This window comes from Pseudoalteromonas mucoides, from assembly GCF_049257175.1.
GTDB lineage: Bacteria > Pseudomonadota > Gammaproteobacteria > Enterobacterales > Alteromonadaceae > Pseudoalteromonas.
The window spans coordinates 1-24,845 of record NZ_JBMMUC010000006.1 but is presented as its reverse complement, the minus strand read 5'-3'; the positions used below and the strand labels follow the sequence as shown (position 1 = coordinate 24,845).

25 protein-coding genes, 2 rRNA genes and 1 pseudogene are annotated in these 24,845 nt (G+C 39.3%); 14 read left to right on the top strand and 14 right to left on the bottom strand.

All coding sequences use genetic code 11. From position 1 onward, the window contains the following. Nucleotides 1-1,416: a mannose-1-phosphate guanylyltransferase/mannose-6-phosphate isomerase gene (locus AAEU30_RS08250; RefSeq protein ID WP_421960108.1), complete on the bottom strand. Its 1,416-nt coding sequence runs from the start codon at nt 1,414-1,416 to the stop codon at nt 1-3. A gap of 209 nt (nt 1,417-1,625) precedes the next feature. On the opposite strand from AAEU30_RS08250, the gene AAEU30_RS08245 reads away from it, so the two are divergent. Continuing rightward, nucleotides 1,626-2,108: an RNA-binding protein gene (locus tag AAEU30_RS08245; protein ID WP_421960107.1), complete on the top strand. Its 483-nt coding sequence runs from the start codon at nt 1,626-1,628 to the stop codon at nt 2,106-2,108. Here the strand turns inward: AAEU30_RS08245 and AAEU30_RS08240 are convergent. Both AAEU30_RS08240 and AAEU30_RS08235 read right to left on the bottom strand, forming a co-directional pair. Beyond that, on the bottom strand, nt 2,097-3,215 hold the full coding sequence (locus tag AAEU30_RS08240; protein ID WP_421960106.1) for an aminotransferase class V-fold PLP-dependent enzyme: 1,119 nt from the start codon (nt 3,213-3,215) through the stop codon (nt 2,097-2,099). The two genes, AAEU30_RS08245 and AAEU30_RS08240, sit on opposite strands and share 12 nt — an antisense overlap. Beyond that, nucleotides 3,216-4,388 carry a PrnB family protein gene (locus tag AAEU30_RS08235; RefSeq protein ID WP_421960105.1) on the bottom strand — a complete coding sequence of 391 codons (1,173 nt, stop codon included), beginning with the start codon at nt 4,386-4,388 and terminating at the stop codon, nt 3,216-3,218. Nucleotides 4,389-4,529: 141 nt separating this feature from the next. Here AAEU30_RS08235 and AAEU30_RS08230 point away from each other — a divergent pair, with 141 nt between their 5' ends. The 4 genes from AAEU30_RS08230 to AAEU30_RS08215 all read left to right on the top strand — a co-directional run bounded on the left by AAEU30_RS08230 (nt 4,530) and on the right by AAEU30_RS08215 (nt 10,279). Continuing rightward, nucleotides 4,530-4,988: an Lrp/AsnC family transcriptional regulator gene (locus AAEU30_RS08230; RefSeq protein WP_421960104.1), complete on the top strand. Its 459-nt coding sequence runs from the start codon at nt 4,530-4,532 to the stop codon at nt 4,986-4,988. Between the two features lie 68 nt (nt 4,989-5,056). Further along, the gene (locus AAEU30_RS08225; protein ID WP_421960103.1) at nt 5,057-7,771 is read left to right on the top strand and encodes an ATP-binding protein; all 2,715 of its coding nucleotides are present in this window, start codon (nt 5,057-5,059) and stop codon (nt 7,769-7,771) included. After that, nucleotides 7,758-9,128: an alpha/beta hydrolase gene (locus tag AAEU30_RS08220; RefSeq protein WP_421960102.1), complete on the top strand. Its 1,371-nt coding sequence runs from the start codon at nt 7,758-7,760 to the stop codon at nt 9,126-9,128. Before AAEU30_RS08225 ends, AAEU30_RS08220 begins: the two co-directional genes overlap by 14 nt. A gap of 8 nt (nt 9,129-9,136) precedes the next feature. Beyond that, entirely contained in the window at nt 9,137-10,279 is a 1,143-nt protein-coding gene (locus AAEU30_RS08215) for a GNAT family N-acetyltransferase (RefSeq protein ID WP_421960101.1), read from the top strand. Here AAEU30_RS08215 and AAEU30_RS08210 read toward each other — a convergent pair. Further along, entirely contained in the window at nt 10,263-10,856 is a 594-nt protein-coding gene (locus AAEU30_RS08210; protein ID WP_421960100.1) for a DUF938 domain-containing protein, read from the bottom strand. The genes AAEU30_RS08215 and AAEU30_RS08210 overlap by 17 nt on opposite strands. Before the next feature lie 181 nt (nt 10,857-11,037). Between AAEU30_RS08210 and AAEU30_RS08205 the strand changes: the two genes are divergently transcribed. From AAEU30_RS08205 to AAEU30_RS08185, 5 genes are all read left to right on the top strand, one after another. Beyond that, entirely contained in the window at nt 11,038-11,220 is a 183-nt protein-coding gene (locus AAEU30_RS08205; RefSeq protein ID WP_087534549.1) for a hypothetical protein, read from the top strand. Between the two features lie 97 nt (nt 11,221-11,317). Further along, a complete protein-coding gene (locus AAEU30_RS08200) occupies nt 11,318-11,683 on the top strand; it encodes a hypothetical protein (RefSeq protein WP_254911261.1) in 366 nt (121 codons plus the stop codon). A gap of 8 nt (nt 11,684-11,691) precedes the next feature. Then, entirely contained in the window at nt 11,692-13,068 is a 1,377-nt protein-coding gene (locus AAEU30_RS08195; RefSeq protein ID WP_421960099.1) for a class II fumarate hydratase, read from the top strand. Nucleotides 13,069-13,195: 127 nt separating this feature from the next. Beyond that, a complete protein-coding gene (locus tag AAEU30_RS08190; protein ID WP_421960098.1) occupies nt 13,196-13,669 on the top strand; it encodes a hypothetical protein in 474 nt (157 codons plus the stop codon). 10 nt (nt 13,670-13,679) lie between these two features. After that, on the top strand, nt 13,680-14,075 hold the full coding sequence (locus AAEU30_RS08185; protein ID WP_421960097.1) for a hypothetical protein: 396 nt from the start codon (nt 13,680-13,682) through the stop codon (nt 14,073-14,075). Nucleotides 14,076-14,091: 16 nt separating this feature from the next. Here AAEU30_RS08185 and AAEU30_RS08180 read toward each other — a convergent pair whose 3' ends face one another. From AAEU30_RS08180 to AAEU30_RS08145, 8 genes are all read right to left on the bottom strand, one after another. After that, nucleotides 14,092-14,277, bottom strand: a complete 186-nt coding sequence (locus tag AAEU30_RS08180; RefSeq protein ID WP_256829238.1) for a hypothetical protein — start codon at nt 14,275-14,277, stop codon at nt 14,092-14,094. 70 nt (nt 14,278-14,347) lie between these two features. Next, nucleotides 14,348-14,665 carry a hypothetical protein gene (locus AAEU30_RS08175; RefSeq protein WP_421960096.1) on the bottom strand — a complete coding sequence of 106 codons (318 nt, stop codon included), beginning with the start codon at nt 14,663-14,665 and terminating at the stop codon, nt 14,348-14,350. Further along, the gene (locus AAEU30_RS08170; protein WP_421960095.1) at nt 14,662-15,300 is read right to left on the bottom strand and encodes a DUF4178 domain-containing protein; all 639 of its coding nucleotides are present in this window, start codon (nt 15,298-15,300) and stop codon (nt 14,662-14,664) included. The genes AAEU30_RS08175 and AAEU30_RS08170 overlap by 4 nt, the downstream gene beginning before the upstream one ends. 69 nt (nt 15,301-15,369) lie before the next feature. Beyond that, entirely contained in the window at nt 15,370-16,062 is a 693-nt protein-coding gene (locus tag AAEU30_RS08165; protein ID WP_087534555.1) for a PspA/IM30 family protein, read from the bottom strand. A 58-nt stretch (nt 16,063-16,120) separates the two neighbouring features. Then, entirely contained in the window at nt 16,121-16,534 is a 414-nt protein-coding gene (locus AAEU30_RS08160) for a YjfI family protein (RefSeq protein WP_087534556.1), read from the bottom strand. A gap of 80 nt (nt 16,535-16,614) precedes the next feature. Continuing rightward, nucleotides 16,615-18,336, bottom strand: coding sequence for a polyamine aminopropyltransferase (locus tag AAEU30_RS08155; RefSeq protein ID WP_421960094.1), 1,722 nt, complete (start codon nt 18,334-18,336; stop codon nt 16,615-16,617). Between the two features lie 3 nt (nt 18,337-18,339). Continuing rightward, on the bottom strand, nt 18,340-19,239 hold the full coding sequence (locus tag AAEU30_RS08150) for a DUF350 domain-containing protein (protein WP_421960093.1): 900 nt from the start codon (nt 19,237-19,239) through the stop codon (nt 18,340-18,342). Nucleotides 19,240-19,278: 39 nt separating this feature from the next. Next, on the bottom strand, nt 19,279-20,211 hold the full coding sequence (locus AAEU30_RS08145; protein WP_421960092.1) for a CHAD domain-containing protein: 933 nt from the start codon (nt 20,209-20,211) through the stop codon (nt 19,279-19,281). A 445-nt stretch (nt 20,212-20,656) separates the two neighbouring features. Here AAEU30_RS08145 and AAEU30_RS08140 point away from each other — a divergent pair, with 445 nt between their 5' ends. From AAEU30_RS08140 to AAEU30_RS08125, 4 genes and pseudogenes are all read left to right on the top strand, one after another. Then, nucleotides 20,657-21,166: a hypothetical protein gene (locus tag AAEU30_RS08140; protein WP_421960091.1), complete on the top strand. Its 510-nt coding sequence runs from the start codon at nt 20,657-20,659 to the stop codon at nt 21,164-21,166. Nucleotides 21,167-21,227: 61 nt separating this feature from the next. Further along, nucleotides 21,228-22,580: a hypothetical protein gene (locus tag AAEU30_RS08135; protein ID WP_421960090.1), complete on the top strand. Its 1,353-nt coding sequence runs from the start codon at nt 21,228-21,230 to the stop codon at nt 22,578-22,580. Between the two features lie 103 nt (nt 22,581-22,683). After that, on the top strand, nt 22,684-22,911 hold the full coding sequence (locus tag AAEU30_RS08130) for a transposase (protein ID WP_421960089.1): 228 nt from the start codon (nt 22,684-22,686) through the stop codon (nt 22,909-22,911). A 121-nt stretch (nt 22,912-23,032) separates the two neighbouring features. Further along, nucleotides 23,033-24,178: pseudogene (locus AAEU30_RS08125) on the top strand (IS3 family transposase). Nucleotides 24,179-24,434: 256 nt separating this feature from the next. Here the strand turns inward: AAEU30_RS08125 and rrf are convergent. Further along, nucleotides 24,435-24,549: ribosomal RNA gene (gene rrf / locus AAEU30_RS08120) — 5S ribosomal RNA — on the bottom strand. A 198-nt stretch (nt 24,550-24,747) separates the two neighbouring features. Next, nucleotides 24,748-24,845, bottom strand: a 23S ribosomal RNA gene (locus tag AAEU30_RS08115); the annotation flags it as partial.

The following is a 24,845-nucleotide window of genomic DNA, read 5'->3' as shown; positions in this document are numbered from 1 at the left end:
CTAGTTTCGTCCATACTGATCATCAAAACGTTCAATATCACTTTCATCAAGTATGCTACCTGTTTGCACCTCGATCAATATCAGCGGCTCAGCTTGATTATTTGCTAAGTTGTGGATTTGCCCTGCAGCGATATAGCAGGATTTATCGGCAGTTAAAATTCTAGCTTTGTCATTAATACTGACATCAGCAATCCCCGATACCACCACCCAATGCTCAGCTCGATGCTGATGACGCTGAGTAGAGAGTCTACCGCCGCTATTAACCGTGATTTTTTTAACTTTAAAGCCACTTCCTTCCACTAGCACACGGTAGCTTCCCCAAGGTCGATAAACAGCCTGATGGTTAAGTAGCTTATCGCTTTGCTTATTCGCTAACTGGGCTAGGAGCTGTGGTAACTGATCTAATTGCGCTTTATTTGCCACTAATGTTGCATCGTGGGTATGAATAACTGCTAAGTTATTTACACCTAGAGCCGCGATAGTGTGGCCTTCTTCACTTTGCACAAGGTTATTTTCGCTATTAAACAACACGTCGTTATGGCTAGCATGATTGCCTAAACTATCTTTACTGGCACTTTGCCACAGCGCATTAAAGCTACCAACATCACTCCACTTAAGCGCCAAAGGTAGCACCACTACATTGTCGCTACGCTCTAATATTGCATAATCGATAGAGTCACTAGGACAGTTCTCAAGTGCAGTTTCATCTGCCCTTATAAACCTTAAATCTTGGCTAAAATTGGCAGCATCGGCAACAGCGCGGGCTATTTTTGGCGCAAACCTTCCCAGTTCGCGAAGGTAGCTTTTTGGCGTAAACAAAAACATGCCACTATTAAATGAGTATTCACCACTTGCCACATACTGTTGTGCCAGTTTTAGATCTGGTTTTTCTTTAAACTCATCAACTTGATAGCAATTTGAATTCGCTATTTTTACGCCTTGCTTAATATACCCATAACCACAATTCGCCGTATCTGGCTTGATTGAAAAAGTAACCAGTTTCCCTTGTTCGGCCATTGCGATTGCATCTGGGAATTGTTGCACTAAGTGTTCAAAGTTAACGATATAATGATCGGCAGGAATAACAAAAATAGGTGAGTCAATTCCCTGGGCTAATGCATACTGTGCAGCAAGTGCGATAGCTGGCGCCGTATTTCTTCCTTGTTGCTCTAATAAAATCGCTCTGGGTTCTACGCCTATGGCTTCACATTGATGACTGGCAATAAATCTATGCTGTTCATTACACACCAAAATAGCGTCACTGAAGCTATCGCCACTAACCCGCGTTAAGGTATTTTGTAATAGTGATTGCTCATCTAACAAAGGAAGAAATTGTTTTGGCATTGCTTGGCGAGATAAAGGCCATAACCTTGATCCTATTCCACCAGCGAGAATTACAGGAGTAATTGAAGACATTTACCAGCCACAGCTTGATTTAATAGCGCTATTCTAACAGAGAATTAGACTCTTTTAATATGTTACAGCTAATAGCTCATATCGAGGGCTCTACTTTCGCCTTAAGAATAATCGAAATATATCCAATAAATAAGTTACATAAATTACTCAATTGCTAAACTACCACCAAGTAAACTAAATTTATGTTTTGTGTATTCTAAGGATTAATAATGCGAGCGTTGTTATGTTTTTTTGTGTTAACCATAGCTGGCTCAAGCCAAGCTGCAACCACCGTGTTCCAATGTGAAAAAAATGGTATTGCTATATTTAGTCAATTCCCATGTGATGAAAATGCCAAAAAAGTAAATATTAAAACGCCTAATATAGCGCAAACTCAAAATGAACAAGCTCAAAAAAACACTCTAGACTCTGTGGATAGCTATCTCACAATACAAAAAGTTGATCGTGAGATTGCTGAGCATCAACAGGCAATAAAAAAACTAAAAGAAACGGTTGCAAAGAAAAAGCAAAAAATTAACTACATGACCCAAGACACCGCCAATCGCATGGGTGCCAGCTCCATTGCAGCTGCAATTGCTCAACGCACTGATGAGTTAAAAAGTTATTTTGAGCCACAAATAAACAGCCATGAAAAACAAATTAAAGCTCTCAGCGCATTAAAAGATGACTTACGTCAACAATCAGGTCTCTAGAACGCCTTTAACAACTGCGACAAACTGCTCAATGTCTTTTTCATCATTATAAATATGCGGTGAAACTCTGATCCCATACGCTCTTTCGTCAACACTGATATTCGCAGCTGTGAGGGCATGCATCACATCAGTTTGTTGCTGTGCAAAATGAAGAATTGCTGTACCACTAGAGGCTTGTGCTGAACTGGGTGAAACCTGATATTCACTCAAAGCCAAATTTAGCTGGGCTAACAACTTAAGGTTATGCTCACGAACAAATGCAGCGCCCAATTTTGCAAAGTATGCAATGCTATGTCCTGCGATCACATAAGGAGCAATCGAAGGGGTTCCCCCCCAAAAACGAAGTGCCGTCGCATTATAATCAAAATGATTAATATCAAACTCAAAGGGGTTTTGATGTGAAAACCAACCTACATCTGTCGGTTGGCAAAGTTCGAGTTGCGCTTCACTGATCCATAAATAGGCCGCGCCAGGCCCTGAACACAACCACTTTACACTGGAGCCAATCATAAAATCGACTTCAACGGTTGCTAAGTCGAGCGCTAAGACACCCGCAGATTGTGCTACATCCACTAAACTTAAGCAGTTATTGCGCTTACATAACTGTGTAATGTCGCTAACAGGAGCTTGTTGGCCGGTGTTGGAGTAAGCATGACTAATAAACACTAAGTCAGTATCTGATTTTATATATTGCTGCCAAACATTAATATCTGTTAAGTCTAACTCACTGGGTATATAGTCAATCTGAGCGTCTGCAGCCAACGCTTTTTGCATAACAAAACCCATACTCGGGAAATCGCTTTGCGCCATTAATACTCTGCATTTACTTTGCTTTAACCTTGGGTGCGACATTAATATTTTAGTTAATGCACTGGATAAATTAACCTGCGGACAAAAAAGCGCTTGATTACTGTTAAATAAATCACTCAAAGCCTGAGTGAAACGCTCAATAGCACTTAACCATTGTTGCCATGGCTCTTTGTTAGTCGTTTGCCAAGGTGAAAAGAAGTGCTCGTTGAAATCGCTTTGACTGCTTTTCAATGCGCGGCCAACCGAGTGATTTAATAAGTAACACCCAGCGCTAAGGTTAAAATCCTCTTTATACATTTATTTTTTCACCCACTTTTTTAGCTGCGATAAATCATCATAGCGAGTTTTTATATCGTCTCGCTTAGCCGCAGCACGGCGATCTCTCAGTTTTTCAAGTGAATCTAACAAAACATGCAGTGGTGGCCCACTCGCCGTCACTTTTTGCATGTGTTGCTGCTGCATTTGCTGAGCAGGTTGCGCTATAAATTTACTAACCAACTGATTATGATGGCCAATTGCCGTATCACCATGAAGCTTACAGACCTGAATAAACAGTTTTACATTGGTTTGAAACCAATCATTTTCATGCATTTCTGATGCGGCTAAAAAATCATCCATAATACTTGGCATGCGCATTGATTCACGAAGTATTTGTTGATCTTCTGGCATCATATATAAAAATTTATCCACTAGCATTTGAGAGTAACTTGGCTCATTTGCAAAACATAACCCCAACAGCATATCAATTACATTAATTCCTGCAAAATCTCCCGCATTTGCGCCGCGATAAACTTCCTTGCCAACTCGGTACGGCTTGTAATAAGGGCGAACGCAAAAAAAGAAGCGCTCAGTATCGAGCTGTGTATATAACGCGTTATTTGATTCAATAACATCTAGCAGTGCCGCTTTTGCAACTTTAAGTAAATCACCGCACAAAGGGTGTGAAATACCTAAAGGTTGTATCTTTAACAATGCATCGGCTGCTCGCTTATACGCCAAGATACCTTTCGTGTTGTAATCAATAAACAGTTTCTCATCAGGTAAGTCTGTAAAGCGTTTATATAAACCATTCACGGCTTTATTGTGCGTAGTTAAATGCGCAGTAGCAAAACGTGGAGTCACCCCAATCGAAGCGCCTATGTGCATTGCTAAAGCCGACGCTTCAACAAGTGGCGATGTTGTTTCTCGTGACGGCTCAGTGATTTCATGACGACGACACGCTGCCATAAATAAGCCCACATTGCCGAGTAAATCAAATGCGCTGTCAAAGCCTTCATCTGTATTGCCTTCAGCTAACAATTTACTTATATGAGTATTCCCTTCAAGCTCTAGTTGATGCTTATATTGCTCCCCTACAAGCTCCACATTAGCTTTATCATCTTGCTGCCAATATAACTTCTCCAAGTTAGTATTTATTTCAACAAACCGAGTTCTGAGCCACTCGTCAAATGCTTGAGTATTTTTACTCATATTTACTTTATCCAGTATTTTTTATTGCATTTATGTTAACAGATAGCATAGAGTAGTAATCAGCAAAACCCCTACAAATTACTAGTAAAATTAGTGGTTTTAACCATTTAATAATGAAATTTCAAAGAAATCCTACAATTTATGAGTTTAGATAAAAAAGATAGAGAGCTGTTAATTCGCCTGCAAGATAATGCGCGTAGCCCTATTTCACAATTGGCCAGCGAGGTAAACCTGTCTGATACTCCCTGTTTAAGACGCATAAAAAAGCTCGAAAACACTGGGGTTATTAGTGGCTACCATGGCGCAATTAATCCAAAAAAGGTTGGCTTAAATGTTTTAGTGTATGCATTTGTTAGATTAAGCCAAAACTCTGTCAATGCAGCCAATGCTTTTGAAGAGCAGGTGGAAAAGCTAAGCTATGTTTTAGAGTGTGGGGTGATTTCTGGCAGCTATGATTATTTACTAAAAATAGTCGCTACTGATTTAGAAAGCTACGAACACTTTGTTAAATATAAGCTTGGAAGCATTGATTGTATTGCAAATATTGAGTCAACTATTGTTTTAAAGCAAGCTTTTAGTAAAAAGCAATTACCATTATAAAAAGCCCCCTTTTTTGTACTATTTAGCTATACTGAAACGAACATAAAAATAAATACAACAGGATGCACGTGAAAGTATTTCAGTCTAAAATAAGTTCTTTATGCTTTTACGTCATTCTCTGCGCTGCCTATTTCCTGAGCGGAAAATTACTCACGAATTTCGCATTCCAATCTCAGGTCATTCCTATCTGGTTACCAGCGGGTATTGCACTTGTGGGTTGCTTTATTTGGTGGTGGCGATTTATCCCCGCCCTTTTTATTGCCTCAGTTGCATTTAACCTCAGTGCTGGAGAAAGCAGCATCAATGATAATGTGCTTGTTGGTAATACATTAAATGAGGTTTTATTAATAGGCTTAGGAGTAGTGCTACAAGCCATGGTAGGGGCTAGCTTGTTAAAGTATTGGTTAGGGCATCCTCTTTACCTTAAAACTCGAAAAGCGATCATCTTCTTTATCTTTATCGTAGGTATAGTCGTAAGCCTCATTTCTGCCAATATTGGCGTATACGCTCTAAGTATCTTTAACCCCGCTTACAGCATTAATAATCACTGGAGTAATGTATTGTACTGGTGGCTGGGTGATGCTTTAGGTGTGTTAATAACAACGCCTTTATTACTTGCTTTACTACAAACTAAAAATAAGCGATACAACCTAACCTCCCTCCCTACCATTTTAGTATGCTCGGTATTGCTAGTGTCGGTTGCAATGACGACAAAACTCTATAATCAAGAAAGTAGCTCTAACGCGTTACAAATAGCGAATCGAGAAGCGCTGATCATTGAAAATAGCCTATTTCGCTATTTAAATCGTAGTCAAATTGCAGTGCAAAGCCTCGCAAGCCAGATGCAATCTGATCCTAACCTAACATTACAAGAATTTTATAGTTATGCATCAGAGTTACTCTCACAACATGCTTTTATAAAAGCATTGTCTTGGAATGAAAAAATCAACCAACAACAAATACCTAAACTCCGTAGTGAGTTAAAAGATATTTATCATGTGGATATTGAAATCAAAGGTGACCCCTTATCCACAAACGACCCACTTGTAGTGGTAAAGTACATAGCACCTTTTACTCAAAATCAATCTGCACTTGGTTTTAATGTGTTCTCGCGTGCCGATAGGCGTCAAACGTTATTAGATCCCAGTATTAAATATCAGCCTGTAGGAACTAAAATAATAAAACTGGTGCAAACGGATCAACCTGAGCCAGCTTATTTACTTTTTGCTCCCGTGTTTAAACAAAACAATGAACAAGCGACTATAAAAGGGTATGCAACAGGGGTATTTCTAGTAAGAAATATCATTGAGCAAGCAATTACCCAAGAGCAAGTCGATATGTTCAATATCGTTATTTATGAAGATAAAGCACACCCTGCTTTTTTTATTAATGGGCAAGAGAGCAATAAAAAGAACGCCATATTTTCAACGATTAAGGTTAACTTTTCTGGACAAACCTGGTTTATCGATTTAACCATAAAAGATGAGTTTATCCCCCATTACACGAATCAACTGACTTTATTTTTACTTGTATTACAGGTCGTGGTTTGTAGCCTTATCCTCATGGTTTTATTGTTGTTTAACCACCAGCATATCGCACTTTCTCGGTTAGTATCTGAGCGCACCCGTTCACTTGAAAATGCGAAAAAACAGTCCGATGAAGCCAATAAAGCGAAAAGTCGCTTTTTAGCAAATATGAGTCATGAAATTCGTACACCTTTAAATGCAGTGATTGGTTTTTCAAGTTTAGCGAAAAAAGAAGACAATATAGAGACTTTAACTCATTACCTTAATCAAATTAATTTAGCATCAAAGTCACTTTTGAACTTAGTAAATGATGTATTAGACATATCTAAAATTGAATCTCAAAAGCTAGTTTTAGAGAGCCGCCCTTTTGATTTAAATGGGCTGCTAGAGCGTATTAATAGCATGTTCAAATCCACAGCTGAAAATAAAGGTATCAGCTGGCATTGCAATAATAATCTACCTCATGACACATGGTTTGAAGGTGATGCAATGCGGATTGAGCAAATACTCTTAAATTTATGTAGTAATGCAATTAAGTTTACTCATCAAGGTGAAGTAAGTATTAATGCAACTGTTTTCAAAACAATCGATGATAAAATGGGTATCTCTATCAGTGTAAAAGACAGTGGCATTGGTATCCCAGATTCAGAACAAGACAAACTTTTTGATGCTTTTACTCAGGCGGATGATTCAACTTCTAGGCGCTTTGGTGGAACAGGTCTTGGTTTAACAATTGCTAAAGAACTTAGTTTATTAATGTCTGGTGATATTTCTTTGCACAGTAAGGAAGGTGAAGGCTCCACATTTACTTTGAATCTTGAGCTTGTAACATGTCCAGCACAAATGAAATTACAACAAATCAAAAGCGATATTGATTTAAGTAAGCTAAAAGTACTTGTTGCTGAAGATAACTCAGTAAATCAACTCGTAATAAAAGCAATGCTCGACTCGTTAAATATAAAACCGACCTTAGTTGAAAATGGTGAGCTTGCCGTTGAGCAAGTAAAAAATAATGAGTTTGATATTATTTTAATGGACTGCCAAATGCCGGTGATGGATGGTTACAAAGCCACCGCCTTAATTCGCCAATTTAAAACAGTTGAGCAGCTACCTATAATAGCGCTCACAGCTGACGTAATGCCTCAAGATAAAGCGCATGCGTTAGCCATCGGCTTTAATCAACACCTTGCAAAACCGCTTGAACTCGATAAGCTAACACTGTGCCTTACTCAATATGTAGATAATGATGAAAATTAAAGGATTTTTCAGCTCACTTGGTTTATTCATTTCACTCAGTTTTAGCAGCCCAGTGCTGGCAACTAGTAATGATAATTGTGTAAACCAGTTAACAGATCTCGACTTTATAGCAAAAAGTAAAGAACAAGGTTTATTGCGTTTTACCAAGCAACAACCCGAGCAAATATTTTCATATCAATCTAGCATCAGCTTTTCAGAATATTTAGATTTTGCCTATCAATATATTACACAAAGTAACCCACGAGCAAAAATGCCCTGTCCTGTGTTAACACCAACCTATAAACAACTTGTAGAGCAAGGTTCACGGCCAGAAAAAGCAAATATTGCCGATATTATTGCCCCTTTCGAATTACGCCAACCGAATAATGATAAAGTCGCCCTACTAATTCATGGCTTAACGGACTCGCCTTTTACTTTTCATGATCTAGCGCAGATTTATTTTCAACAAGGTTATAGTGTTAGAACCATACTATTACCTGGCCATGGTACTGCTGCAGATGCCCTACAAACTATCAATGCACAGCAATGGCAAGACGCTACTGACTACGCGATTAAACGCACGTTAAAAGATTATGAAAACGTAGTACTAGGTGGTTATTCGACGGGTGCGGCATTACTTATAAACTACTTAACCACTCACTCTGTTGATGAGAAAATCAAAGCGCTCATGCTCTTTTCTCCTGCAAGTGAGCCTCATAACAAAAATGGTTGGTTAGCAAAATGGATTGATTTAATTCCATTTGTTGATTGGATAGATGAAGACGCTGACATCGACTTTGCCAAGTATGAGTCGTTCCCTTGGAATGCTGCTGCTGCCGCAGATGATGCAATGGCAACGATTGAGTTAACAAGTATTAAAAAACGCAATTTACCTAACATTCCTGTTTTTAGTGTTTTAAGTGATATAGATACCACTATTGATAGCCAAGCAACCCTGGCATTACTTAACACACTACACGATAAAAAAGCTCGTCCTCAAAACGACTTAGACACCCTTATTTTATACGGTGATAAGCAAGCAATACCGACAAGCTTTGCTGAAGATTACACTATTTATAATCCTCAGTGCGTAAATAAAAATTGTAAAAACATTCGTGGAATATCACATATTGCTGTGGTTAATTCTCCGAATAACCCACATTATGGCAGTAAAGGGGCTTATCGTAATTGCGGCAGCCACCTTGATGATGAAATACTTTACCAACAATGTAAAACGATAGAGAAACCTAACATAGGTGAACGCACAGCTGATAACTTAGCTCAATATAAACCTTTTCAGCGCTTAACGTATAATCCTTATTTTGACGAACTAAGTCAGCAAATTCAGCAGTTTTTACACGCAGTTGAACAACAATAGAGCCGTTTATGTCACGTTTTCGTCACCATTGGTTTAGCGCTATTAGTGAAATAGATGCCAGCGTTTGGCAGTCTTTTTTTGGCGATAACCCATTTACTGATCACGCCTTTTTATTTGCATTAGAGCAAAGCCACTGCGTGAGTAAAGCCAGTGGTTGGCAGCCTATGCACTTAGCTATTTACGAAAATGACGAAATCGTCGCGCTCGCACCTGGTTATTTAAAAGGTCATTCTTATGGTGAATATGTATTTGATTGGGCATGGGCAGAAGCCTATCAGCAACATGGCATAGCCTATTACCCTAAATGGTTATGCGGCTCACCGTTTAGCCCTATTGAAGGGGAGCGTATTGCGATACATGCGAATGATTCAGATGCTGTGAATGAGTACATTACGCAGTTACTTAACGAGCATTGCCAACAAAATGGCTGGTCTGGTTGGCATATTAACTTTTGCCCGAAACAACAAGTTAATGACTTTGTAGACCTTAATGCAATGGCCCGTATCGGTGTACAGTTTCAGTGGTTTAACCGCCGCTATAAAAGCTTTACTGACTTTTTACAAAACTTAAGCGCCAGAAAGCGCAAAGCAGTCAAAAAAGAACGCAACAAAATCACTCAGCAAGGTATAACGATTAAATGGTTACAAGGCAATCAGATTACGCGCGAAGTAGTCAGTCAATTTTGTGAGTTTTATCAGCGTACATATCTAAAACGCTCTGGCCACATGGGCTATTTAAACCATGAATTTTTTATCTTATTACATGCTTTAATGTTAGATAAATTGGTGATCATGCACGCTCTGAAAGACGAAAAAATAATCGCAGCAACGCTGAGCTTTAAAAGTGATGACACGTTATATGGCCGATATTGGGGAGCCAGTGAAGAAGTAGATTGCCTGCATTTCGAGCTGTGTTACTATCAAGGCATTGAGTACTGCATTAGCAATGAATTAAATTGCTTTCATTCAGGTGCTCAAGGCGAACATAAAATAGCCCGCGGTTTTGAGCCTGTTGTTACGCATTCGATTCACACTATAATAGACCAAGACTTTAGCCTCGCGATTGCTGATTTTTTAAAGCGAGAACGACGGCACACTCTAGCTTACCAGCAACACTGTGAGACCCTATTACCTTTTAAACAAGATGTTTAAACACTAATAATTGGTTATTAGCAGGCATTTGGTTATCACTCAAAAGTGTTAAACCAGCTTGCTGCGCAAGTTTAATAATGAGTTCAACGTCGCGAATACCACTTTGACTATCTTGCTGTTTTAGAAACTCATCAAAGCGCTGATTACTATCACTGGTAAATTGGCCTTGATACTTAAATGGGCCATAAATACACAGTATACCCGCAGGCGCTAAGTGCTTTTTTACACCTGCAAAGAACTGCTCGACTAATGACCAACTTACAATGTGCAGCGTATTAGCAGTGTAAATAGCCTCCACTTTTTCAACTGGCCAATCATGATTTAAATCTAATGTTAAAGGTGAGTGTAAGTTACTTAGTTTAGCATCATCTAACCACTGCAATATTCCAGCATGATTAATTGGACGGTCACTGGTGTACCACTGCAAATGAGTTAAATGCGTCGCAAAATGCACACTGTGCTGCCCCGTTCCCGATCCCACTTCTAACACATCTTGCGTGTCACTTAGGTATTGCTGTAAAACAGCCAAGATAGGCCCTTTATTATTTTCACAAGCTTGAGAAAATGGTTTATTCATTCTTTTTTACGCACCACAATCAGGAATTTATGCACAATAGTAAAGCAAATTTAATTACTTTTGTCGTGTCAAAAAAACGATATTTATTTTTAACACATAAAAATCATGCGGTTATATGTTATTACTCAAGTTGGTATAGCTTATGCTACAAGTAATGTGAACCCATAAATAGGAGAAGACAATGTATATATCACCCTACACCGCACTCGATGCTGCTATCGCCGCGAGTGAAAAGCCCGTAAGCGAAAAAACAAACTGTGACGAAAGAGCTACCGTAATTGATTTACTATCACAAACAAATCAACTAAATAAGGCTCAGAAAAAGCATGAAACAGATCAAATTTTCATTCTTGGTTATAATTAATACCCTAAAATTTCGACAAGTTTTACACATTCAAACTTGCACCAAAACCGAATAGCTGTAATGATAACAATTATCGTTACAGCTATTCGGTTTTATTATGCACGAACACCAAGCAATGCTTTATTATCAACAACAAATGAAGTGTATTTGCCAACGTCCAGGACTACATGCCCCCGCTTTAGTTGCAAACTATATTGAAGCTGGCCTCAATGCCGCACGCTATTACGAAAAAAGCCAAAGTGTCTTGCTCCAAGAACTCTATTTAAGACGCACTTTTCATGAAATTCTCAACAAAATGTGCGATTCTTTAATTCATTGCGCAATACGTAAGCAATGTTCAGAGCAACTATACAAACCCTTATTGGCGTTAAAACGTTTTTATAGAACCCATAACGGTAACGAAAAATATCTTATCCTTGAACGAGAAGCACGTATTCTCAGTCACGAATTCAACCCTTTTTAGGAGCTTTTATGAGCGAGTATAGAACTGAAACCGACAGCATGGGCGAATTACAAGTACCAGCCGATGCGCTTTACCAAGCACAGACCCAACGTGCGGTTAATAATTTTAGTATTAGTGGTTTAGCCATGCCAAAACAATTTATTACGGCATTGGCATACGTTAAACAAGCTGCCGCACAAAGCAACTGCGAACTAGGTCATTTAGACAAACAAAAAGCACAGGCAATAGAACGCGCCTGCCAAGAAATAATTGATGGCCAACATTTAGATCACTTTCCAATTGATGTGTTTCAAACCGGCTCAGGCACCAGTACCAACATGAATGCCAACGAAGTCATAGCAACACTTGCTAGTCGCTATAATGACGAGCTAATTCACCCAAATGATGATGTGAATATGGGTCAAAGTTCAAATGATGTGATCCCAACGACTATCGCTGTTAGCAGTGTGATTAATGTTGTTTATGAGCTGTTTCCAGCCCTTGATCAGCTATCACAGATGCTAGAGCGTAAAAAAGCTGAAGTAGGCGATATAGTTAAAACTGGACGTACCCACCTAATGGATGCAATGCCTGTCACTTTTAGTCAAACTCTAAATACCTGGCAACATCAAATTGATACCGCTATGGCGGCTATTCGCCATAGCTTAGATGGCGTATCAGCACTTGCACAGGGTGGAACAGCCGTTGGTACTGGTGTAAATGCAGATCCCCAATTTGCTGAGCAATTTTGTAAAAACTTAAGCACTAATGTAGGCATACGCTTTGTGCCCAGTAAAAACTTTTTCTATAACATTGGCTCACAAGACGCCATTGTTTCATTATCAGGGCAACTAAAAGTACTTGCCGTAGCACAAATGAAAATAGCCAATGATTTACGTTGGATGAACTCAGGACCACTCGCTGGGCTAGGTGAAATTGAACTTGAAGCATTACAACCAGGCTCTTCAATTATGCCTGGTAAAGTAAACCCTGTGATCCCAGAAGCCGCAGCAATGGTCAGCGCGCAAGTTATTGGTAATGACGCCACGATTACTGTTGCAGGACAATCTGGCAACTTTGAGCTTAATGTCATGTTGCCAGTCATTGCCTACAATATATTGCAAAGTATAGAGTTACTTGCAAATAGTAGCCGCGCATTAGCTGATAAAGCAATTCGAACGTTTAAGGTCAATCAACCAAACATTGACAAAGCATTGGCAAAAAACCCAATTTTAGTCACAGCCCTAAACCCTGTTATTGGCTATGCAAAAGCCGCTAAAATTGCCAAGCAAGCGTATCAAAGTGGTCAGCCAATCATTGATGTCGCAGAGCAAGAAACGCAGCTATCTCGCGCTGATTTAGAAGAATTACTCAACCCCACCAAGCTAACCCAAGGCGGTTTATAATCTACCTATGAAACCCGTTATTTTATTTAAGTAACGGGTTTACCTTTTGAATGTAATAGTTTTTATTGCTGTGTTATGTGCAAAGTGTATGATAGTGATTACTTGTTAATCACTATAAAGGTTCGTTATGCGCTTTTCATTATGTGTTGTTATATTGCCTCTTTTTATTGTTGGCTGCTCTGATGCTGCAACACCAGAGGCTGAGCAATTAAAACCAGCACCCACCGCTTTAGCCAAAAATAATCATGCCGTGGCTATAGGTGATAAAAGCAAAGCCGCGTCAGGAGAAGCAATTCAAGCAGCTCACGGACAATTAAAAACACTCACCGAAGATCTTAGCTGCGATACTAGCGCACAATGCAAGGTATTGCCTGTAGGGAGTAGAGCCTGTGGTGGGCCAAGTAGCTACCTTGTTTTTTCAACTAAAAACAACGATAGTCAAAAAGTTGAACAAGCAGCAAAACACATAACAACCCTCGAAAGCCAATTTAATGCCCAAACCGGCATGGTCAGTATATGCCAGCATTTAACTAAACCAGCAGCACAGTGTAGTAGCAATAAATGTGTTAAAGTTACTGGCAATGCAACAAGTGTTTATTAAAGGAATTAATATGAAGTGCGTTTCATATTCTAGAGCGCTGGCAATTGCAGCCAGCCTATTTATTATTACCGGCTGTGAAAGTACGTTTGATACTAGTTCATCAGGTTCAGTTAGTTTGTCTAAAGCAAACAGCGCATTATCTAAGCTAGTTGAAGATACCAGCTGTACAGCAAGCTTTCAGTGTAAAGTTCTTGAGGTAGGTCAACGAGCGTGTGGCGGGCCCAGCAGGTACTTGGTATATTCAGCTTTAAATACTGAGCAAGAAGCCGCAGAGCAGTTAGCTCAACAAGTAACTGAACAAGAAGCACTTGAGAATCAAGCGAGTGGAGCAAGCGATTGCTCACCGGTTTTACCAGTACAAGCTCTGTGTATTAATCAACAATGCCAAGCATTTGAAATTAAATAACGCTTTTCTTACTGCGCTAAACCATCAAGGGGATTAGCGCTGATATTACTAATACGCCAATAATACACACACCCGCTTTAAATATATGCTGCATTGGCATTTGCTTTTTTACCCAGTAAGCGTAAATAAATCGCACAAAGTAACTCGCAGCAGTACCAAATAAAGCGAAAATAATTAAATAAGCGATTAAAACGATATTCACGGCAACTCATTTTTTATTAGGATATGAGCCCTCAGTGTAAGGGCTTATATTTAAGAAGGCAAAACTGTGGCTATTTTTTATTACTGTGGGCAATAAGTAATTCAGCGACTTGTTGCTTAACTGCTCGTTTGTCATCGACTGCAACACCAAAGCGTTCAGCTAGTAATGCAATTTCTTCATCATTGAGATTAAATGACAACCTTTGACGCGTTTTTTTTGATTTAACATCGAGCGCTAAAATTTTACGGATCATATCTGAAGGGGTTAGCTCCTGATCAATCGCCTGCTTTTTGATTGATTTTTGCACTTCGCTACTTAAATCAAAGGCCATTTGCGTTGCTCTTACAGCTTGCTCTTGGCGTTGCCATTTAGCCTTAGCATCACTCACTTTGCATCTCCAGGGAATAAATCCACAATATCGGAAATTGGTCTCGTCAGTGTAAGTGATACTTCGGTTTCACCACCATCCCAAATTTCAATATTTAAGCTGTGGCTTTCATCGTCAGAGGCTAAGCATATCATCTCACAGGGCTCGCCACCTTCTTGCTCATATCGCGGTAATGGCTGCTTGCGATAATCTTGCTTATGAAAATAACAAACATACGGCGATTCACTTTGCTGATAACTTTTGCCTAAAAACTGCATAAAGCGCTCGGGTGTATTTTTTACTTCTATAAAAGTGAGAGACTCTTCGTCAAAAATACGCGCAAACTCGTCGAGGGTAAAAATATCATCTACTTCATCACGTTGAATCTTTATTGAAAAATTAGCCCACTGCTCGCCATCTTCCATTTCAATTTGTAAAAAAACAACTTGTCCGCTGTTAGTTTCTAAAACAAACTCGGTATCGCTACTGTGCTGGTATTGATAGGTTTGCACATCAATCACTCGCACCGTTTGCCCTTTTAACCAACTAGGGTAAGCAAACGAATCAATGATGCTTAGCATATCGCCTTTTTGCAGCTCACTAGCATGAGTTAATTGACGTTCTGGGGCTTTTTTAGATTTAAAGAAATTAAACATAGACTGCCTCTTAAGCAAAAAAGGTAACGCGCTGGTGCTGCGTTACCTTTTAAAATTTATAGCTGATGATTAGCCGTTTTGTTTAGCCTTAATGCGCGCTAATATATCTGCGCTTTTCGGGCTGCTATCACCAATACCTGCTTCAGCCATTTTAGCTTTTAAATCGCCGCCACTGGTTTCAGCTTCAAGTTCTTTTGCAGCACCTAGTTGGTCGCTACGATCTTGTTGGCGCTTTTTAATACGCTCAAGCGATTGACGAGCATTGGTCATCGACGAGCTATTCGTATTTAAAGTGCTATTAACAGCCATAGTCGCTTGTTGCACACTTTCTGTGGTTTTAACCATAGTAAGCTGACGTTGATTTTCTTTAATCGATTTTTCAGCATCTTTTACTTGCTGCTTTAATGTCACGATGTGATTACTAAAACCTGCCAACACTTGCTCGTGTTCAGCTTTTTCGTTTTCGAAGTCGCCAATTTTTTCAGCAATTTCTAAAGCAAGTGCTTCGTTACCTTTTTCAAGTGCTTGACCTGCATAGGCTTCGTGCTCAGCAATTGAGGCATCAAGTGCACTTAAAGCACGCTTAGTTTGCATTTCTTTAGCCATAACTTCTGTTAAGCTTTTTTTAGCGCGTTGCAGTGCGTTTTGCGCATCAGCAATCTCTTGTTCAAATATACGGATACCATTAGCATCAACGATTGCTTCACCGGCTTCACGCGCACCGCCACGAACTGCTGTAAATAATTTCTTTAATATACTCATAATCTTAACTCCACTTAAAATAGCTAACTGTTATTTAATTGCACTGATAAATGAGATATTAATCATTCAAATACAAAGTAACAGCTTCTAGGGCATCGATAGCGTTATCGGCTAATGTTACTAACTCATGGGTGATGTCATCAAATGATGAGTTCACCGACAAAGCGCCAAAAATTGCATATTTGTCGTCAATTTTGGCAAATGCACTCAATGGAATTGGTACATTCAAGCGTAATAACGTTTCGTTTAGCTCATTACGTAAATCTGGTTTTACTTCGTCATCTGCAAACAAGTAGCTAATACATAACAATTGCTCTTGTGTTTGCGTAACAAAAATTGGAAGTTCATCATTTCCATCAACAATAACTTGTAACACATCTTGCTCGTCTTGGTTGGCGATCAAGAAAGATTCAAAATTAGCGCCTTCAGTTTCAAAAGATGCTAGCTTTATTGAAAGTTCGTTTAATTCCATGTCTCTGCCTTTTTGTTATCTGACATATTATGTCTGAGTTAAGATTCGCACGAGCGACATATTATGTCAACCCGGTTTTATTAATTTTTATACAATTCGCTTTCTACTTGCCATGCACTACGGTAATAATCATACAAAGTGCCTGACCCTAATCTATTGACTTCAATATCTTTTATTTGTTCAAAGTAGCTGTTTGGAAAAGCGAATGTCGCCAGTAAATACTTTTGACTGATCCACCTTGAAGTAACAGGCAGACTCGTAACATCTTGTATTCGTGCACTGGCTGATTTGCCATTAGTGGTAGCTATTGTCCACCCCCACTGTCCAAATGACGGAATATTTTGTTGATACTGTTCAACATGTTTAAAGCCCGCCGCTTTGACTGTTTTACCTATACTTAAAAATGCTTTTTTTGCATGATACGGTGAAGTCGATTGCACAGCCATTGCACCATCTGCTGCAAGTAGCTGGCGAATATGGTTATAAAAGTAATCACTGTACATTTTGTTTAGATCTGGGTGATTCGGATCCGGCAAGTCGATAATAATCGTATCGAATCGCTTACCTTGATCAAGTAATCGTTCCACCTCTATAAATGCATCACCTACAATCACGTTCGCTCTAGGATCATTCATCGAATCGGCGTTCAATTTAGTTAATCGACTGACTATATGTGCAGGCGCATTAAATACCTCATCACGATGACCAAATAAATTAAGTAGCTGAGCGTCAAGGTCTATTAGCGTCACCTCATCAACTGGCCACTTAAGTACATCACGCATCGCTAAGCCGTCACCGCCTCCAATGATTAATACCTTATCATGGCGGTTAGATGCTAATAGCGCAGGGTAGACCAACATAGAGTGATAGATTTGTTCATCAACACTTGAAAATTGCAAACGACCATTTAAGTAAAGGTCAGTTATTGGGTCTGGTTGATTACGGCTTAAACGTTCAGTTAAAACGAGATGCTGGTATTTAGTTGCTTCAGAATAGATAACCTTATCTTTATACAGCACGTTGCTTAAATCTTTCATCCAACTACTACCCAATACTAAGATAAAGCCGAATAAAACTAACAGCGCTACATGGCATACTAAAAGTAATTTAGCAAAGCGTACATAGCTGTGATAACGCCATAAAAATGCCAGGCCAGCAATTATATTAAAAAGAGCAGTCCATGCCGCAGCTTGCATTATGGGCATAGCAAGCATAATACTTACCCAAATAGCCGCACCTATCCCTGCGCCGATATAGTCTGCGCCATAAATTGTCCCTGCGTTGTTTTCTAAAAATCGCCCATATACATGTTGACGAATTCGGGCAATAAGCGGTATTTCCATGCCGATTAATAAACCAAGTAACAAACCGAATACATAGGGAAGAAAACGCGACCACTCTTGCAGCTTTTGAAAAACATAGCCATTTAATATAGTGTCAGCGGGAAGGTTAAAAATTTCGGAAAATATATGTGGTAATGAATAACTCACAGCAATCACGCTAGCAATGGCTAAAATACAGCCCATACCAACTAACGCAATAAGGCTTTCAAGCCATGCAAAAGCAGTAAATGGATCCTTAAACCAACGAGCTAAAAATGCCCCCATGCCCATTGCGACTATCATAGTACCAATCATGGCATAAATAGCGCTTTCAACCGAACCTAGTACACGCCCAGCATAATGTGATAAGAGGTATTCATAAATAAGGCCGCACCCAGCGAGTACGGCCATAACAGTTATTAATAAAAAATCATGCCCAAGTAAGGCGTGCTTACTTGGGGCCGTTGTTGTGTGTGACAAATCTTATGCGCCTAATAACGTAGCCATCGTAATACCTACTGCAAACGAGATTGCAGCCGAAATTGTTGCTACGCCAACATTCTTTTGGCGATTAACTTCATCAGAAATATCACAACCCGTTAGGATTATTTTTATCGTTATTAAATGTAATAAGATAAAGGCAATTAAGCACACAACCGCACTAATAGCCCAATACACTAGGCTAGCATTAATACTGTCTGCAACATAAGGCGCAATACCTGAAGCCGCAGTAATAGCAAGTGCGCTGCCGATTAAAAAGCCAGCGTAACGTATACCAACAGCTAAATTGCCATCAATGATAGCTTGCTGTAAGCAGTCACCACTGCGATTAGTGCGTTTAAATAACTGCACACGATACTGACTAACAAGTAACAGAGCGAGACTACCAATAATGAATGCTGCAATAACAATCGGTATGCCGTGCCACCCTTCTGTTGCAACCCAAAATAGCGCTGAGCGAATCACTATTGCAACACTCACAACATGACCAAAGTCGATGATTGCGGCAGTGGCATTACCTTTAACTATTTCGTCATGTAGGCTCACTTTGCGTAGTGCTACTTTATCTTGAAAAAAGTGACCTAGTTTTATTAGGACAATTGCCAACACCCCGTAGGCTAGCATTTGCAGTGCTTCTTGCTGTAGGGTTGCAGCAAATGCACCGCTACTTACACCAGTGAGTACAATTGCCAATGCAACCAGACCCGCCGCAAAACTGATACCAAAGGCGAAGTTATCGCGCTCTGTGATTTCATCATTGGCATGTAAGTTAGATACCCAACCTTTAATAAATTTAAGACTGACAAATAAAGCGATAATAATTGCAAAATCAATTGCCAACGCTTGCAGAGACCACATAGTTATTCCATTAAATTCGTACATATTCTTTTAACTCCAACACTTAATTCTTTACGAGGCAGTTTATTTACCGCGGCTAACACCACGAGAAGTGCGACTATTACTGTTTCTTACCGATCCTGAGCTATTACTGTAACTACTCGTTTTTGAGTAACTACTCTTGCTTTTAGGTGGTGTGTAACTGCTACGACTAAGCCCTGAAGCACCTGTTTTTTTCGTCGCGTACGGACTTGTAAATTGTTTACCCTGACGCTGATAAGACTGACGAGTTCTCGTTTCAACTGCAGTTTGCGCTTTCATTTGTTTAGGGCTGGTGTAACGCGCTCTACCATAATCATTGTAATAACTGTACTTACGGCGTTTACTCCAACTACCATATTCAACACGGTCAAATACATCACCTAAAATACGGTACATGCCATACCACTGCCAAAAACTAATACCATTACTATTAGTTTGCCAGTTACCGTAATTTGGATTACCAACTAATTGATTGCCTTCACCAGCACCCTCAGCCTGTTGGCTTATAGCCCCAACACGGGCAAGTGAGCCACCTGACATATCAGCTAGCATATTGATAGGATCGGTCAATGCATCAGAAAACAGAGTGGGTTTTGCTGCATCTCTTAATAAATCTAAGTTTCGTAATGTTTCTTCATAGGGCGGTATAAGGTACGTGCTTTTAATATCAGCCAAGCGTTGCTGCAAGCCAGAATAAAGCGCACCATTTCGCGTTGCATCTTGAGCCATTACAGAAGCGATTTGCGATAACTGAGGTTTTTCATTGCTGATTATGCGGGCATATTCAGTCAATAAGACAGCATTACGCATTGAACCATTATCTAAGGCTTTACCAAGCCCATCTAGTTCAACCTCTGCTTTAGTTATAGATTGTTGAATTGTTTGTTGTAACTGCTCTTCTTTCGATTGGCAGCCCATAAGCAAGCTTATCAAACAAAACAGGCTTATAAGTTTCCAAGCTTTTATATCCGACATTCATGTCACCTGATTTACTAAATTAACTCAGCTAGTTTTACACAGCTTACTTATTAAACCAAGAATGAAATTGCAACAAGATAATATTTTCTAAGGGTCAAAGGCTATGCTTTACTGCACTCAACTTTTAATTAGCTAGATGACAGCTACAGTCTCTACACGGGATCCCCATTCATAGTCGACAAACTCCCACACAAACATGAAGCGCTCAGCTCTTCTGCTTTATAAGCATAAGATCAGCGAGTAAACCTATAAATAGTTTTTGTAATTTAGTTGGGTGCCCTCTCATTTGAATTTAAAAAAGTGCTCATTTAATAATGGATACTTAAACGTACAAATATCCATTACATAGTATGACCCTAGCTAACGAGACTGTATAATTTGTTCTTAATACATTGACAATGTTGCCTCATTAAAATAATGTAAAAAAGGTACAAAACAGAGAATGAAAACTCTCCAATTATATAATAAAGAAGTTTTAATGAAGAAAATGTCTATTGCCGCTTTTCTAATGTCTTCACTAGTTTTAAGCACTCAAGCATTCGCCGCTGATTTCAGTATAACTAAAGAGAAGCAACCTAGCAGGATGCTAGTATTAAGCTCTGCCGGTGGTCTGTCATCATCTCTATTTTCTATATTACATGGCGATTTAAGAGATATTCCATTTGAGAGTAAAACAGGTAAAATTACTGGGATTAATTACACATCTGCAAATTACCCAGATTCTTTTGGCGAGATTGTTGAATTGTGCTTTTATCGAGCATATAACAACAATCCCGTTAAGTGCGAACCAATTGTGGCAAACTCTACTGGAGAGGTAACAGTATTTAATGGTGAGAGCTTCAAACCAGGTATTCAAGTATCAATTGTTCATAGAGTTGAAGCAACTGGTACTTTCCATTATTCAACACCAAATAGAATAGAAAGTATAACTTTTAACTACACAACTAACTAATTAACACCTTAGACTCCAAATTTAATCAAAGGAGTCTATTTTCGTTTAGAGGGTCAATTGTATGGATCTACCTGATATCAAGAGAAGTTTGTTAAATGCGAGAAAAGCTTTTCCTCAGCCACAATCTGATCCCAAAAAAAGTAAGGATATAGAAATACAAGCATCAGTTTCTTCATTAGCGTCGAAATTAGGTAAAGCAAAAAGCTCTATTGATATTTCTAAATTAAGTCAGCAAAATTTATCTTTACATAAGGAAATACTCTCTTCAAATGCAGAAATAAATAGTGATGAGGTTGCCACAGCAAAATGGGAATTTGAACATTTATCCCAATCAAAACTTGAGACGATAGCATTAGACACAAGTAATACATTTAGCAGCTCAGAGAGAGTAGCTGCATATGAAAGATGGCACACACTTGATCAGCAAAACCTATCAAACCTAAAACGAGACAGCCTTAAGTACGAAAGTAACGTTACCGCACTAGCATCATTTGAAGAATTACTATCATCTCATACGAACTCTTTTTCTTCCTTTAGTAAAGCGATGGTTTCCGATGGATATAGCTCACAAGTAACATCACAGTTCGAGTCTATTTTAGATGAACGGGATTTAGAAAAAAGCAAAAATATAAGCCGGTCTGAGCATTATTATGAAACTATGGTGACGGATATTTTTGGTGGTACTGAATCAGAAATTTTAAGCGGCACTGATGGGATGTCCTTATCTAACTTAATGCGAAGTTCTTATGAGTTTTTGACACAAGGAGATAGAGAACAATTAGCTGATATCTATGAATATGCTGATAATAATAATATAGATTTTAAGTATATACGTCAGTTTGCCAGTGATCTTGGTGGTTACAGAATGCATGACGATGGGAAGATACTTAGTAATTTTAATAATGGCCACTTCAACGGTGAAGGATACCAGCTTGCTGTCAGCTTTACGGATAAAGATCAAACTACCATAAATAATATCCTTGATAGTCAAAAAAAACTATCTTCATCTGGTATAGATGAGGGGTTCATTTCGTTTATGACTGAGCCAGGCTTAAGTGCATTGTCTCATCGGGGTAGTTACCAATTTCTACAACATATGATAGAAATAAAAGCGGGAATAGAGCCAAGTCTTTCAACTGAAAATTTTAAGGTTTTTGAAGGCTTTTCAGGGGTTGATGATCGATATGTTATCACGACTTCTGATAAGCGGCTAATTAGGCCAGAACCTGATGTTATTTGTAAAAATGGTACCTGTGAAGTAACCGAAAAAGGCCTTAAAAACAATGTTACTTTAGAGGAAAATAAAGGTAATCCAATATTAGATCTTAAATCTAACTCAATAAGCTCCCTTTTAGAACTCAGAGTCAACAATATAACCGAAAATAACACTCTATTTCAATGGCTTGCTGATTGAAGTCGAATTTATTTTAACAACCTTCTAGGACACATTACGGATGCGACGCGCTATGGACAGCACGCTGTAATCATAGTTGATCACGCAAGCTGGCATATGGGTAATGTTCATTCAAAATGTATCAGTGATGCCACTTCCTCCTTATTCACCTGAGCTGAACCCCATTGAACAAGTATGGGCATGGATGAGAAGCAGAGCGCTATCAAATCGCACATTTGCAAGTTATGACGATATTGTTGAACAAGTAACTATGGCGTGGAATGTATTTCGCTCATACATTGATAACGTTAAGCGTATCTGTTCGAGAGAATGGACAAACTTGATCACTTAATAACTAGCATTGGTATTATTTGGAGCCATGGTGCGCTACGAAGTAGAATGACATGGTGGACTTCCCATAGTTTGCTAGGCACCCAATAAGTTACATTATAACTTCTAATAAGAGGTGTTTTATGAGCAAAGGCAAACGGTATACCCAAGAGTTTAAAGAAGCGGCTGTTAAACAAATTACTGAGCGTGGATATTCAGTTGCAGAAGTCGCTGAGCGATTAGATATTTGCACCAAAACGTTATATCACTGGCAGAGTCAGTTATCAGATAAACCTAAATCCGTTCAATCATCCGATAAAAAATTGAAGATCGCTAAATTAGAGGCACAATTGAAACGTGTCACGGAGGAACGGGATATTTTAAAAAAGGCCGCAAGGTACTTTGCCAGCAACCCCGAGTAAAGTACGGCTTCATTCGTGATCACCGAGATGAGTTTTCCATCACGACGATGTGTCGCCTTTTTAAACTGCATCGTAGTGGTTTTTATGCGTGGTTAAAAAAGCCTTTAAGCAATAGAGCGCTGAAGATAATCGTTTGTTGAAGCTCATTAAAGAGTTTTATGTAGCCAGTGGCGGCACGTATGGTAGCCCTTGGATACATGCAGACTTGCGTGAAGCCGGTGAGCAATGCAGCGTAAATCGTGTTGCTAAGATCATGCGACAACATAGGCTTAAAGCGCAAATTGGGTATAAGCGTCGCCATATTAAAGCCGGTAAGACATCGCGGATTGCAGATAACTTATTAGCGCGTCAATTTAACCCACCTGCGCCGAATCAATCATGGGTGAGCGACATAACTTACATAAGAACTTATGAAGGTTTTTTATATGTGGCAACAGTAATGGATTTATTCTCTCGGCGTATTGTGGGTTGGTCGATGGATAAAAATATGGATAAGCACCTTGTTATAAACGCATTGTTGATGGCTGTATATCAACGTCAACCGAAGGCTGAGGTAATGGTGCATAGTGATCAAGGTAGTCAATACGATAGCGCAGACTATCTCGCATTTATGAAAGAACATAATCTTGTACCTTCGATGAGCCGCGCTGGGAACTGTCATGATAATGCGGTTGCTGAAAGCTTTTTTGCGACAATTAAAAAGCGAATAGTTAAGCGTAAGATATACTCGACACGCGAAGATGCGAAATGTGAGATATTCAATTTTATAGAAATGTTTTACAATCCAAAAAAGCGCACTCACATACAGGGGGTGTTTCACCTGCTAAGTTTGAAGAAGCGTATTATTCTGAATTAAAAACTGTCTAGTGAAAGCTGGGAAGTCCATGGTGCCCACAGCGGTAAAGAGACACATAACAGTGTACGTTTAATATTATTTAAAAAGGACTCACTGGACTCTGAGGTGGTCTTCGCGTTCTTTTCTCCGTGGGTATCACATACTCAACCCACGCTACGGTGTATAGGTTGACGCTGTGCAGCTGACGGCTTAAAGCTGAGAGCGCTAATTTTATTCCAGACAACAAAAAACCCGTCACATCGCTGTAACGGGTTTCTCTTATTTGGAGCCTGGCGATGACCTACTTTCACATAACAAATGCTACACTATCATCGGCGCTGTTTCGTTTCACTACTGAGTTCGGCATGGGGTCAGGTGGGTCCAAAACGCTATTGTCACCAAGCAAATATGGTGCAAAGGAGTAATGACAAAGCACGTAGTGCTTACATTTCCTTTGCGCAAGGTGCCTCAATGTTAACGCTACGCGCTAAGAGTCACCTCATAAATTTGGAATTTCTGATAATAAAGTCTTCAAGTATCTACTTTAGTCTATTAACTTCTTCGCTTGTTTCACTATCACATAAAACGCGTTTGGCGTTGTATGGTTAAGCCTCACGGGTAATTAGTACAAGTTAGCTTAACATATCACTATGCTTCCACATCTTGCCTATCAACGTTGTAGTCTTCAACGGCCCTTCA

Coding starts and splice junctions, on each gene's coding strand:
- AAEU30_RS08195 (WP_421960099.1), top strand. CDS start 11,692: ATGAGCGAGTATAGAACTGAAACCGACAGCATGGGCGAATTACAAGTA.
- AAEU30_RS08130 (WP_421960089.1), top strand. CDS start 22,684: ATGTTCATTCAAAATGTATCAGTGATGCCACTTCCTCCTTATTCACCT.
- AAEU30_RS08190 (WP_421960098.1), top strand. CDS start 13,196: ATGCGCTTTTCATTATGTGTTGTTATATTGCCTCTTTTTATTGTTGGC.
- AAEU30_RS08230 (WP_421960104.1), top strand. CDS start 4,530: ATGAGTTTAGATAAAAAAGATAGAGAGCTGTTAATTCGCCTGCAAGAT.
- AAEU30_RS08160 (WP_087534556.1), bottom strand. CDS start 16,534: ATGGAATTAAACGAACTTTCAATAAAGCTAGCATCTTTTGAAACTGAA.
- AAEU30_RS08170 (WP_421960095.1), bottom strand. CDS start 15,300: ATGTTTAATTTCTTTAAATCTAAAAAAGCCCCAGAACGTCAATTAACT.
- AAEU30_RS08145 (WP_421960092.1), bottom strand. CDS start 20,211: ATGTCGGATATAAAAGCTTGGAAACTTATAAGCCTGTTTTGTTTGATA.
- AAEU30_RS08220 (WP_421960102.1), top strand. CDS start 7,758: ATGATGAAAATTAAAGGATTTTTCAGCTCACTTGGTTTATTCATTTCA.
- AAEU30_RS08165 (WP_087534555.1), bottom strand. CDS start 16,062: ATGAGTATATTAAAGAAATTATTTACAGCAGTTCGTGGCGGTGCGCGT.
- AAEU30_RS08250 (WP_421960108.1), bottom strand. CDS start 1,416: ATGTCTTCAATTACTCCTGTAATTCTCGCTGGTGGAATAGGATCAAGG.
- AAEU30_RS08140 (WP_421960091.1), top strand. CDS start 20,657: ATGAAAACTCTCCAATTATATAATAAAGAAGTTTTAATGAAGAAAATG.
- AAEU30_RS08240 (WP_421960106.1), bottom strand. CDS start 3,215: ATGTATAAAGAGGATTTTAACCTTAGCGCTGGGTGTTACTTATTAAAT.
- AAEU30_RS08185 (WP_421960097.1), top strand. CDS start 13,680: ATGAAGTGCGTTTCATATTCTAGAGCGCTGGCAATTGCAGCCAGCCTA.
- AAEU30_RS08135 (WP_421960090.1), top strand. CDS start 21,228: ATGGATCTACCTGATATCAAGAGAAGTTTGTTAAATGCGAGAAAAGCT.
- AAEU30_RS08210 (WP_421960100.1), bottom strand. CDS start 10,856: ATGAATAAACCATTTTCTCAAGCTTGTGAAAATAATAAAGGGCCTATC.
- AAEU30_RS08245 (WP_421960107.1), top strand. CDS start 1,626: ATGCGAGCGTTGTTATGTTTTTTTGTGTTAACCATAGCTGGCTCAAGC.
- AAEU30_RS08150 (WP_421960093.1), bottom strand. CDS start 19,239: ATGTACGAATTTAATGGAATAACTATGTGGTCTCTGCAAGCGTTGGCA.
- AAEU30_RS08205 (WP_087534549.1), top strand. CDS start 11,038: ATGTATATATCACCCTACACCGCACTCGATGCTGCTATCGCCGCGAGT.
- AAEU30_RS08235 (WP_421960105.1), bottom strand. CDS start 4,388: ATGAGTAAAAATACTCAAGCATTTGACGAGTGGCTCAGAACTCGGTTT.
- AAEU30_RS08215 (WP_421960101.1), top strand. CDS start 9,137: ATGTCACGTTTTCGTCACCATTGGTTTAGCGCTATTAGTGAAATAGAT.
- AAEU30_RS08200 (WP_254911261.1), top strand. CDS start 11,318: ATGCACGAACACCAAGCAATGCTTTATTATCAACAACAAATGAAGTGT.